General features: G+C 61.2%; 8 protein-coding genes. 2 read left to right on the plus strand and 6 right to left on the minus strand.

All coding sequences use genetic code 11. The annotated features are described in order from the left end of the window. The first annotated feature begins 276 nt into the window (after window positions 1-276). A complete protein-coding gene (locus ON39_RS28325) occupies window positions 277-1,212 on the plus strand; it encodes an undecaprenyl-diphosphate phosphatase (RefSeq protein WP_040738967.1) in 936 nt (311 codons plus the stop codon). Between the two features lie 7 nt (window positions 1,213-1,219). Here ON39_RS28325 and ON39_RS28330 read toward each other — a convergent pair whose 3' ends face one another. From ON39_RS28330 to ON39_RS28345, 4 genes are read right to left on the minus strand one after another with little or no spacing between them, the layout of a single operon-like run. Then, window positions 1,220-1,747, minus strand: coding sequence for a hypothetical protein (locus ON39_RS28330; RefSeq protein ID WP_040738968.1), 528 nt, complete (start codon window positions 1,745-1,747; stop codon window positions 1,220-1,222). Then, entirely contained in the window at window positions 1,744-2,589 is an 846-nt protein-coding gene (locus ON39_RS28335) for a hypothetical protein (RefSeq protein WP_040738969.1), read from the minus strand. The genes ON39_RS28330 and ON39_RS28335 overlap by 4 nt, the downstream gene beginning before the upstream one ends. Next, entirely contained in the window at window positions 2,589-2,903 is a 315-nt protein-coding gene (locus ON39_RS28340; protein ID WP_040738971.1) for a hypothetical protein, read from the minus strand. Before ON39_RS28340 ends, ON39_RS28335 begins: the two co-directional genes overlap by 1 nt. After that, window positions 2,903-3,487: a hypothetical protein gene (locus tag ON39_RS28345; RefSeq protein ID WP_146251029.1), complete on the minus strand. Its 585-nt coding sequence runs from the start codon at window positions 3,485-3,487 to the stop codon at window positions 2,903-2,905. Before ON39_RS28345 ends, ON39_RS28340 begins: the two co-directional genes overlap by 1 nt. A 1,330-nt stretch (window positions 3,488-4,817) precedes the next feature. Here ON39_RS28345 and ON39_RS50145 point away from each other — a divergent pair. Then, window positions 4,818-5,486: a replication-relaxation family protein gene (locus tag ON39_RS50145; RefSeq protein ID WP_211336273.1), complete on the plus strand. Its 669-nt coding sequence runs from the start codon at window positions 4,818-4,820 to the stop codon at window positions 5,484-5,486. 553 nt (window positions 5,487-6,039) lie between these two features. On the opposite strand, the gene ON39_RS28355 is transcribed toward ON39_RS50145, so the two are convergent. Both ON39_RS28355 and ON39_RS28360 read right to left on the minus strand, forming a co-directional pair. Continuing rightward, a complete protein-coding gene (locus ON39_RS28355; protein ID WP_051187256.1) occupies window positions 6,040-7,647 on the minus strand; it encodes a serine/threonine-protein kinase in 1,608 nt (535 codons plus the stop codon). A 44-nt stretch (window positions 7,648-7,691) separates the two neighbouring features. Then, window positions 7,692-10,910, minus strand: a complete 3,219-nt coding sequence (locus ON39_RS28360) for a type I restriction endonuclease subunit R (protein ID WP_051187258.1) — start codon at window positions 10,908-10,910, stop codon at window positions 7,692-7,694. Between the last annotated feature and the right edge of the window lie 11 nt (window positions 10,911-10,921).

Consider the following 10,921-nt stretch of genomic DNA (forward strand, 5'->3'; position numbering starts at 1 on the left):
CCATCGGATCGGCAGCACGACATTCGGCGCCATGTCGCGGATCTCGGTAGCTGTTCCCGGTGCCCAGGTGCCGGGCATCACGGGCGCGGAGCACTCGCCGCCTGCGACGCACCCGCTATCGCGGCGCGATGTCGATCCGGGGCGACCGGGCCTAATTCGAGCCTGCCGACCACCTCCGATGCAGCGAAAGTTGGTGCGGGAAAGCCAATTCGGGCATTTCGGTCGAGAGGCGGGGGCGTATCCGATTGCCGTCGCGGGCATGCGAAACTCGTCGCGATGCTCACCTACTTTCAAGCGGCTGTCATCGGTGCGGTGCAGGGTGTCACCGAACTGTTCCCGATCTCGAGTCTCGGGCATTCCGTGTTGATCGCCGCCTGGGTGGGCGGTGATTGGCAGAAACTCGTCAGCCCCGGCGAATCCAGCGGCGGCACACCATATCTGGCCTTCGTGGTGGCCTTGCACGTGGCGACCGCCTGCGCGCTGCTCGGCTACTACTGGCGGACCTGGCGCAACATCCTCACCGGTTTCGTCACCATGGTGCGAACCCGCCGCGTCGACACCGTCGCACAGCGGATGGCCTTGCTGATCCTGATCGCCACTCTCCCCGTCGCCATCCTCGGACCGCTGCTCGAACACCCCCTGCACGCCCTGTTCGCCGCCCCCATCTGCGCCAGCGTCTTCCTGCTACTCAACGGCGTCGTGCTGACCATCGGCGAAGGACTCCGGCGACGCAACGAACCAACCCTCGCCGAATACGGCCGCCGCTTCGCCCTACAACGCACGCGCACAACAGTTCTCACCATCGACACCCCACCCCGCCAATCCGACCGCAGACTCGCCGCCCTCGACCTCCGAGACGCCATAGGCATCGGCTTCGCCCAAGCCGGCGCCCTCCTCACCGGCTTCAGCCGCGCCGGCCTCACCATGGTCGGCGGCCTCTGGCGCGGCCTCGAAAACGAGCACGCCGCCAAATTCGCCTTCCTACTCGCAACCCCCGCCATCCTAGGAGCCGGCCTCCTCGAACTCCCAGAACTCACCGGCCCCGAAACCATCGGTATCCGAGGCCCGATCCTCTTCGGCGCCCTCATCTCCGGCCTGTCCTCCTGGCTGGCCGTCCGCTTCCTGGAACGCTACTTCCGAACCCGGACACTCCTCCCCTTCGCCACTTACTGCATAGTCACCGGCTTGATCTCGATCCTCCATTTCAGCTGACCGAGCATCAGCCCTTCACCATCCGCACCGCATCGACCAGCAGACGAGCCGCCGCCTGCACCGTCGAATCCTCTCCACCGAGGAAGTAGAACTGCCCTTTCCATCCTTCGATGACGGCAGTCAACCGTAGTGGGGTGTATCTGCTTTCCATATAAGACGGCAGCGGCTCCGGCGTCTCGGTTACCGGCACGCCATCGATGGTCAGCCGGGTGGGCGCAGGCTGGGAGTGCACATCAGCGGCAGTGGGAGCGTCGAGGTAGAGATATCCGAGGTACTTGTCATCTGCCGTGTGATAAGTGCATTGGTTGAGATCACCGAGGCGCTCGCTCAATGGAACACCGGTAACGGTACCGATTTTGAGATCGGCAGCGTGGAACTCCGACGCGAAGAACTGTTTCGGCGCATCACACAGCTCCCGCAGAGTGTGCGAACTCTCCGCCGGACGACTCGGCTCGACCGGCGACTTCGACTGGTTCGCGCAGCTAGCCAGACACACTGCCGCAGCCACCGCTCCGGCGACACGCACGACGTTCATTGCGCCTTCCATTTCTCGTTGTTTGGCGAATTGATGTCGAGATCCGTAGTCGCGGTCTGCGGCCACTTGTTGTTCAGTAACCCCTTCGGGTTGGCCGTAGCCGCCGATATCGCATCGATCGCAGCCACCTCTATCCGGAGAGCGGTCGTCAAAGTCTTGAACGCACTGACCGCAAAGGTGATCATCTTCTTGATCAGGTCGATACAATCCGAGATGCCTATCGGCGAGCTGACAACGGTCGCGATCTTCCCGATTGCCGTGCCCAAACTGGCGAGAAAATCGACCAGCTGTTCGGCGACCTCGGAGTAGAACGTCCACGACGCGTCGGAAACCTTCAAAAGCTGCGCATTGACCGTGTCACAAATTCCTTTGATCGAGTCCAATGCCGTGTCTTGGACTATTCGCGCCGCCCTATAGCTGTCCGCGGCTGAACCCTGCCATTTCCCGGTGAGATCGCCGCGCACGACCTCGTTGTTCTGCGCCGCCCCTATCTTGGTCTTCAGATCAAGCCAGTCTCCGCTCGTCTGCAAGAGAGCGATCGGAGCTTTCAGTGCTTCGATGGCATCGGCCAACTTCTCCAAAAGCGTCTTGATCAGATCCTTGATCTCCTCCTTTTTGGCGCTCATCGTCCCGGTGAAGTCATCTTCGGTCATCGAACCGTAGATTCCACCGACGACAGCACCGACGACACCGAAAACGCCTCCTTCCGACGCGGCTGCCGCTATAGCCAATTTTTTGAACGCTTCGTCCACTTTGGCCGGCTGTTCCCGCACCTTGGTGATCTGATCCGAAAACGACTGCAGCGTCGTATTGATCTCATCGAGAGTTTTCGAGGGCGCCACTACTGTTCTCCTTGGAGCTTGATGAGCACATTGGCGAAGTTCTCGTCTTTCTCCCGAAAGACCGTGGCGACGTGAGTCAAGACGTTGCCGACGGCACTGGCTTCGTCACGCGCCTCGGTCAGTCTGTTCTTCATGTACTCTGCGGCTTTGACCTGACTGGTCCACACCTCTTGGAAGACTCCCCACACCACCTCCGCATGACTTCCCTGAATACTGCCCGCCTTCTCCGCAGACGTATTGAGTTCGACGCTCGCGTTCTGCCACGCGGCTGCGGCGTCGAGGAGTTTGTTCAGATCGGCGTGAAAATCTGGCATTACGAGATCCTCATCAGGTAGTTCTTGTACTCACGAACTTCGACCTCGAGATCGTCGTCCGTCCGAGCCGACCAGGTTCCACCCTCATGGAACATGGGACGCTGTTGCCGAATTTTATTCGCTGCTTCCAGGATGTCGTAGGAAATATATGAAGACAGAGTAGAGGCCGACCACCTGACGTCTATCTCGATCGAACCCACACGGCCAAGATCCGCAGTCATGGCCAGGGAGGGAACGCCAAAATCCGTCATCGCGCCGTAACCTCTGTATTCAGCCAGTCCCCAGGCTGCACGCTCAATCGACTCGAATTCCGCAAACGACTGCGCACCGAGCAGGGTGATCATCTCGGCCCGCCGCGAAGGAATCGCACTCAGTGCGTCCCATTTCCCGTCCGCGATATCCGCACTATACTTACGCCAGAATGCGGCGTAATAACCGGTCATCGCAGCAGCCGAAAAGTACTGCGGCTCCAGCTTGCCATGAATATTCCGATCCACCTCGACATGAACAGGAAGATTCCCGTCATCGAGAGTCATTTCAAACAGTCCCGCACCGATCAAAGAGCTCGTCACGCCGTCATTCACTCTCTTGCACTAGCTCTCGCGACGAACGGAAATATCGGGCTGCCACCGAGCGACGGGAGGATGCCACGATCAACACCCGGCCTCCAAGGATTGCCAGGGCCGGCATCCATGACCCATCACCCGCGTACTCGTCCCAAGAGTCAGCACCGAACCCCACTCGTCTACCCACCCGCCGCTCCGGCGGCCGCCCCCACCCTCTCCGCCCCCCAACGTTTTGTCAAACGGACCAGTCTCCCCACCAACGCTCCCATGGAGCGACCCGTTTCTCTACCACCAGCAAGCTACGCCTAAACCTCATGCACCGAACTCGTCACTGACAATTTCACGATGCTAACCAGATCCGGGGGTGATCGTCATCGGCCGCCGAAACGCTTCGTGATAAGCGGCCTTTGCGTGACGCCGACAACCCCATCGACGCGACGATCGTTAAGCCACTGTCGGCCCCACCGCCTGTGCCCATCGTCGCCAACGTCGTTGAAACTCAACAGCGACGGCACCCGGTCCCTGGGTTCGCCTACGGAAACCGTGAGACCATCCGCAGTTCCGCCGTCGCCAGATAGCTGACGCGCACCACCGAGTCGACACATGGATCCGTTTTCGTCGAAAGCATCGAACTCCGCTCGATGGCGGGCAGCCAACTTCGACTCGATTGCTGCCAGCGAATCGGACTGCTGTCTCCGGCCGTTTGTCAGCCCCACCAAGACTGACATGGACCTCCAACTGCCAGCCGCAGCGTATGCAGATGGACCGGGTCCACCACCGAGAACCAACTTTCCATCGAGTTGACGGTAGGTGTTGAGGTGCTGAAGCGGACACTGGATCTGCCCGCGAACCGGGAGGGGGCCGGTGACACGGCCTTGGGGCAGGCGAACGTGAAAGGGCCCGGTGGCGGCCTCGGGTAGGCGCACCTGGGAGGGGGTCCGAGGGCGCGGCCTCGGGTAGGCGAACCGGAAAGGGGGTCCGGGGGCGAAGCCCGCCGGGCGGGGTGTGGGGGCTTCGCCCCCACAAGACACGCGGAACGAGAAAGGCCCATGCTCTCCATGAGCATGGGCCTCTGACGAGTGGAGCTAACGGACCAGCATACGAACCGGGCGGTGCTGGTCGACGGGCCGGACGTCCTGATCCGCGCGGTGGGTTCCCGCCAGCCGGTCGGCGGTGACGCCCGATGAACGGCCACGGCGACAACCCGGCTGCGGATGGGGCAGCGTTTGGTGGCGCTGATTGGTCGGCGGGTGCTCGGCGTCCTATAGCCGCCACCCCAAACGCCGAACACGCAACCGGCAACTGGGCCGGTAGGGCACGCATTCGGAGCAACGGGGCGAAATCCAGAATGAATATCAATACTCATACATATTCACCCGTAGGGCCGCGCAGCGGCCGCAGCGTACACCGAGGCGGACACCCGGACGGCGGTCCCTGGTTCCGTCTGCTCGACCGCGAGCGACGTCTGCTCTCCCTCCTTGCCGAACACAAAGTGCTCACCACCGACCAGATCGCCACTCTCGAATTCGCCTCCGTCCGCCGTGCACAAGACCGGCTGCGCAAACTCCGCGAGATGGGCATGCTCTTCGCCTTCCGTGAATCCCTCTACGGTGGCGGAACCAGCCAAACCCACCACGCCCTCGGTTATTCCGGCGCACGCTTGATCGCCGCCCAACGCGCCCAGAAGCCACCCGCCCCAGCCGCCTACGCCCTCAGCTTGGAGCGCCTGGCCTGCTCCCCTACTCTCGGTCACCGGCTCGGTGTGAATGGCTTCTTCTGTGACTTGGCCGCCCTTCACCACCTCGCGAACGCGAATCCGGTGCAGGGACTGACACAGTGGTGGTCGGAGAAACAGTGCACCGACATGTTCTGGACACACATCCTCCGCGATGACCAACTCTACCCCGACGGCTACGGCTGCTGGGAAGAACGCGGTCACATAGTGCGGTTCTTCCTCGAATACGACAACGGCACCGAGTCATTGAAAACCGTCACCTCCAAACTTACCAACTATTAGAGCTTCCCGACCGACAACTTCGGAATCCTGCTGTTCTCGGTGCATTCGGCGCGCTGCGAAACTGGATTGCGAACCGCTCTGCGCGGGCACTCGGCAGCTCCGACCCCGGCCTGGTAATCGCCACCACCAGCCGAGACCTGCGCCACCCCGACGGCCCGGCAGGGCCGGTCTGGGCCCTGTGGACGGCCATCGGCGGCGACACCGTCATCGAACGGCTCCACTTGGCCGACTTGCCCGAACGTGGCCCACGAATCGCGCACCGCCCCAGCGCGGTCCAGCCTTACGACGAAGCCGCCTTCACCCTGGACGACCCGGAGATCTCTGACCGCTTCCACCCCTGCAAACCCAGCCAGCGACACCTGCCCCGACCCGATACTCAGACGAGGGAGCCGATCCGGTACCCGGGGACGACATCATGATCGAAATCCCACCACCTGAGGGACTCTGATATCGACTGACCCAACCGCGCAACAGATTTCAATCGTCAGTGCAGCTGCCGATGATCCCCCCGTTCTGGCGCCAATAGCGCGCCCACACTGGAAGGCATCTCCAGTCAATCTGTCAGCCGACGGAGCCTGGCGAGAAACCCATCGATTTCCACGAGCTCTGGATCCTCAGGCCCTCGATAGCGGCTCAGAGCATCGCGCAGCGCCACCGCGGCCTCTTGAGCCTGATGGAACCGTTCCGCTCCGGCTTCCAATCGCATGATCCGTCGAAGCGCGTCTAGATGGAGATCGATGGCTCTCTGATCATGCATATCGGGCTTCCACCGGACGTAGCTACCAAACGCAGAGATGGCCGCTGTGGACTCGCCAATCTCCATGCGGCACTGCGCTGCGTAATACCGGCACTCCTGAATCGTCAGGTCGGCGGCATCGTAACGACCATCCCGTGCCGCCCAGACTCGCTCGAAGAGCGCAGCAGCTTCGCGGAAGGTCCCGCCAAGGTAATGCACATGGGCGAGCGAGAGCGTCAGATCCTCAACCAAAGTGTCATTGCCCCCTCGGGCCAGGGATTCACCCAGCAAGTCGGCAGCCTGCGCGAACTGCCCCCTCCCGGCGAGCTTCGCCGCACGGTCGACCACCTCGTCGAATTCGTCGTTAGTCAGCGGTCTGCCCTCGGCACAAGCCGGAGCAGGGTCACAAGTTTCTGCCCGCGGGTGGCGGGTCCAACCCCCGAAGGGGCGGATGATCGGTCGGCAAGGGTCCAGGTCTCGGCCGTCAAATGCCAACAGCGGCGGGCTATCTGTCGGGGTCCCTTCGCGCGCGTATGGGAGCAACACCTCGTAAACGACCGCCGCTGTGGGCCGCCGTTCACCTTCCTTCATCAACATGGCCAGCAGTAGTTGCTCAATCGCTTTCGGCGTGTCAGGGCGCAATGCCCTGACAGATGGCGGATCGGTGGTCACATGGTGCCAGAGATGGGATCGGTCATCTGACGCTACGAAGGGCGTCCTCCCGGTGAGCAGCTCGTAGAGGACACAGGCAAGGGCGTATACGTCCGCGGCCGGGCCGACTGTGTTAGCAAGGCATTGCTCGGGCGAGATGTACGCAGGGGTCCCGACCGTCATGCCTTCTTGCGTGAGATGAGGGTTGGTTCCTGTGCCGAGGAGCGCAGCAACTCCAAAGTCGAGCACCTTGACCACACCGCCAGGGGTAAGCATGAGATTCGCCGGTTTGATATCGCGGTGCACAACACCTCGGCTGTGGACCTCATCCAGCACAGAGGCGATCTGCGTGCCGATTGCTGCCGCCCAAGCGACGGGCAGTGGCTCGTAGTCGTAGTCAGTGTCCGAGATCAATGTCGAGATCTCGCGTCCTACGAGCAACTGCATAACGACGTAAAGCTGACCAGTCGCTTCATCGACGCCCGCGTCATAAACAGCGGGGACTCCAGGATGGTCATGGAGATCGGCGGTAGTCCGGACCTCGCGAAGGAACCGCTGACGCCTGGTCTCAAGCGCCTCCTCCTGTCCAACCCGAGGAACAGTCGACTGCTCAACTCGCATAAGCTTGACCGCGACGCGCCTGTCTAGTCGCTCGTCATATGCCTGCCAGACATCGCCCATGCCCCCGGAGCCGATCGGTTCCTTGAACCGGTAGCGGCCAGCAAGCATTCTCGCTTGTTTCGCCTCGTCCTGCCCTGGCGTCACGTCCCCCATCGACTTCCTCTCGGTGCGAGCGATGCGCTGACCGCATGCCAAGGTTACGGCGTAGGAGGCTCCACGACCTGGTGGACGCCACTCTTAAGCTGAGCAACGCGCTCAGCTGTTGCCCTCCGGTCCGCCTCTCGCCGAGCCGGGCGGCGGATGAGGTTGTAGGACTGTGCCGTCGCAACCTCCTTAAACAGGCGATTGATATTGTCGTCGTCGAAGTAGCGGACCATCAGAGCGTCGTTTGACTGCGCCTGCCTGATAACAAAGCCGTCCATATCCTTCGCAAGTTCGCGGCCGTACGTTTCCGAATCCTGGGCCAAAGCCAGCCGGTGCATGTCTGGATCTTCAGCGATGGTCACGACGAGCTGCCCGAGCAGGATCTGGTCCGCAGTGGTGAGCCCCGCGCCGTGCTCCTCGTTCAGCTCGTCAATGATTTCCATGAGTGGACGCTCCTGGACTTCTTGCGCGGTGCTCGCAGCCTCTGGCACTAGTCCCGGCAGTATCTGTGCACTGGGGGCCCCCAGCTTCAGTTCAGGGGTTCCCGTCTGCTGCACCCGCAAATGGCTAGGCACGGTCTCCCCAATGTCTGCGGCGGCTGTTCCGGTCCGGCGCGGCAGCCGCCTCAACAGGAATCGTCCGTACTGGAACAGCCGTTCGAGCTCCGGACTGTCGAAGCCGATGACGTGAGACAGCCAGCCGTAGGCTTTGGTATATGACTCTAGGGCCCGCCGGAATTCCTCGGCCTTGTTCGGCTCCTGGGCAACTAGCACGTTGAAGCGATCTACAGCCGGCGCTGTGTAGTGATACAGCTTCGCATGAGCCGTCCTTACCTGTTCCTCGCTGGCCCGGCCGTCGTCGAGAGCTTCAAAGTACGCCTTGACAAGAGCATCCATTTCCGACTCGACGAGCAGCTGGTAAGCCATGACCTCGTCGTGTCTGTCAAAGAGAAGGTTGGGATCGGTGAGCGGGGTCAGGGATGCTCCGTAGTACTTCTTGAATGCATCAAGGATGACGTCAGACTTATTGGCAAAGTCCAGGACGAAAAGGTCCTCCTGAGACTTGAGCGGATGGGTGCGGTTCAGGCGGGACAGCGTCTGCACTGCGGCAACGCCAGCCAAGGGCTTATCGACGTACATAGTTGTCAAGAGCGGCTGGTCGAAACCGGTTTGGTACTTCTCGGCCACAACCAGGATTCGGTACTCCCGTTTAGGCAGAATTGAAGTGCTTGGATCGTCTGCGCGTACATAGCCGAACCGATCGGGCAACTCTTTCTCCGTAAAGCCGTTGAGCTTGGGTTCGGTGTACTCAAGGTCGTCTATCTTGACGGTGCCGGAGAACGCTACGAGAGTCCCATAATCGGTCAGACCGCGCTCCTCGATATGGCTGCGGATTGCCTGGTAGAGACGGACAGCATGTTCACGGCTGGGCGTTACCACCATAGCCTTGGCTCGCCCGCCGAGCTTGGCCGCAGTGTGAGATTGAAAATGGTCCACGATGACCTTTGCGCGCGAGGCCATCGAGGCGTCTGACAACAGGGTGGCACGCACCAGCTTGGCACGGGCCTTGCGCGGGTCCACCTGCCGCTCGGCCTCCTCCGCCGCCGCCCGCTGCAGTTTGAAGTAAGTGGCCCAGGTGGCGTAGGTCCCCAAGACATCGAGAATGAACCCCTCCTCGATGGCCTGATGCATCGAGTAAACGTGGAACGGTCCGTACTCTTCGCTGTCGGGAATCGGGACACCGAAAAGATGCAGCGTCTTGGGCTTAGGGGTGGCAGTGAACGCAAAGAACGACATGTTCGGCTGCTGGCCCCGCGCCAGTGCCCCGGAGGTTAGTGGGTCACCGTCCTCGTCGACAGTGTGTGCACCCAATGCCTTTTTCAACGCCGCCGAGCCATCACCGCCCTGGGAGGAGTGAGCTTCATCGATGATCACTGCATAGCGCAACGTGCCGAGCCCACCGACCTTCTTCAGGATGAAGGGAAACTTCTGGAGCGTCGTAATCACAATTCGAGCAGTGGATCCTGTCAGTGCCTCCGCGAGCTGCGTGGAGTCCTCGTCGATTCGCTGCACCACGCCAGGGGTGTGGGTGAACTGGTAAATCGTGTCCTGCAGTTGCTTGTCCAGAACGCGACGGTCGGTAATTACGATAACCTTGTCGAATACTGGCTCGTTGGCGCCTAGTCCTTTAGCTCGGGCCGTTACTCCGAGCTGTGCCGAATCTTCGGGGGTATGCAGCGAGGAGAGGCGGTGTGCCAGCCAGGCAATAGTGTTGGACTTACCGGAACCTGCCGAGTGTTGAATTAGGTAGTTCTCTCCCGCACCGTGTTGAGCCGCGTGTGTGATGAGCTCCCGCACAGCGTGCCATTGGTGGAATCGAGGGAAGATCAGCGGCTGGGTGTGTGCGCTGCCCGGACGGTGCGAGGGTGACTTACCAGCCTTCGCCTGTGCATCTTCGATATGGAGAAAGCGCTCCAGCAGCTCCAACCAGGTGTCTCGTGACCAGACTTGTTCCCAGAGGTATGCCACCGGATAGGAGCCGTCGGTCTCGGAACGGGCCGGGTTACCCGCACCACCAATCTGGCCCGGTCCGCCCGAACCCATGTTGAACGGCAGAAATCGAGTCCTAGTCCCAGCCAGCCGAGTGGTCAGGAACGCGAGCGTTGGATCGATGGCGAAGTGCACCAGGGTTCGTTTGGCAAAAAAGAGCTCCTTTGGGTCACGATTGCGATATTGACGGATCGCGTCCTCGACGGTTTGTGGGTGATCAGTTGTGTGGTTCTTCAGCTCAGCGGAGGCCAACGGCAGCCCGTTCAGAAAGAAGGCCAGGTCGACCGATTTGACCGATCGATTCGCCGAGTAACGAAACTGCCGTACAAAGGTGAGCCTGTTGGCATTGTATGCGTCGAGCGCTCCGAAAGCCAGGGTGTGCGCGGGCCGGAAGAATGCCAGCTTAAACTTGATCCGCTGGTCCACAACACCATGGCGCAGCAGATCGAGAACACCGCGAGAATCGATCTGCTGCGCAATCCGCTTGGCGAATCGCTGGATCGGATTCTTCTCGCCGGTCCCGTACTCCGCCTTAAGTCGAAGCCAGGCGTCGTTTTGCGTTGCCTCAAGAAAATATTCGAGCTCAGCGGTTTCGATACCAAGATCGTGGTCATAAGCAATGGCCCGACCCGGCGCCCAACCGTGCTCAGCTAGACCGTTCGCGATAGCGAATTCGAAGGCTTCCTCGTCGTCAACGCGGCGCAGATACGGAATCGGGGTCACGATCGGTGCCT

Origin of the sequence: Nocardia tenerifensis NBRC 101015, from assembly GCF_000308715.1 — a bacterium.
Lineage (GTDB): Bacteria > Actinomycetota > Actinomycetes > Mycobacteriales > Mycobacteriaceae > Nocardia > Nocardia tenerifensis.